Source organism: Vogesella mureinivorans (assembly GCF_007644035.1).
In the GTDB taxonomy this organism is placed as follows: domain Bacteria; phylum Pseudomonadota; class Gammaproteobacteria; order Burkholderiales; family Chromobacteriaceae; genus Vogesella; species Vogesella mureinivorans.
Map to the genome: position 1 here is coordinate 1 of NZ_VMTV02000258.1, position 270 is coordinate 270.

The following is a 270-nucleotide window of genomic DNA, read 5'->3' on the forward strand; positions in this document are numbered from 1 at the left end:
GGCCGGGCTTGACGCGGGCCACCCAGAACTCCGGCGCGCCCTTACCCGAGCCCATGCGGACTTCGGCGGGCTTGGACGAGACCGGCACGTCCGGGAAGATGCGGATCCACAAACGCCCCTGGCGCTTGATGTGACGCGTGATCGCGCGGCGGGCCGCCTCGATCTGGCGCGCGGTGATCCGCTCCGGCTCCATCGCCTTCAGGCCATAGGCGCCGAAGTTGAGCTGGGTGCCGCCGGGGGCGTCGCCATGGATGCGGCCCTTGTGCGCCT

Annotated in this window: 1 protein-coding gene; it reads right to left on the reverse strand. The window is 71.5% G+C overall.

Translation table 11 applies throughout. The features are described from left to right. On the reverse strand, positions 1-270 hold a 270-nt coding region (rplP, locus tag FLQ44_RS08165), incomplete at both ends, for a 50S ribosomal protein L16 (RefSeq protein ID WP_147693970.1).